The sequence below is a fragment of the Actinomycetospora termitidis genome (assembly GCF_030286555.1).
Lineage (GTDB): Bacteria > Actinomycetota > Actinomycetes > Mycobacteriales > Pseudonocardiaceae > Actinomycetospora > Actinomycetospora termitidis.
In genome coordinates, this window is sequence record NZ_JASVWF010000022.1 from 1 (window position 1) to 436 (window position 436).

1 protein-coding gene is annotated in these 436 nt (G+C 70.6%); it reads right to left on the reverse strand.

What is annotated here, in order from left to right:
* The coding region (locus tag QRT03_RS32020) for an HNH endonuclease signature motif containing protein (protein ID WP_286057227.1) at positions 1-407 on the reverse strand (407 nt) is incomplete at its 3' end.
* Positions 408-436 lie beyond the last annotated feature (29 nt).

The following is a 436-nucleotide window of genomic DNA, read 5'->3' on the forward strand; positions in this document are numbered from 1 at the left end:
AACCAGGGCAGCCGTTGGTCCATGACGATCTCCCAGCCCGACCGGTGCACCAGCCCGTGGTGGTAGACGCACAGGCACACCAGGTTGTCGAGCTCGGTGTCGCCGTCGTGGCCCCAGTGCTGGATGTGGTGGATCTGGGAGCGGCGGGCTCTGCGACGGCAGCCGGGGAAGGCGCAGTGCCGGTCGCGGCGGCGCACGGCGCGGGCGAGCCCGGCCGGTGGGGTGCGGGACTTGCGGCCGACGTCGAGGACCTCGCCCTTCGACCCGAGAACCATCGGGATGATCTCGGCATCACAAGCCAACCGGCGCACGGTCTCGGGGCGGATCCAGGTGGTGTCACCGAGCAGGGCCAGCGCCTTGCTGCGGTCGGCGAGTTGGTCGCGCAGGGTGTCGTAGTCGACGGTCACGGTCAGTTGGATCGGGCTGGTGTCCCCGG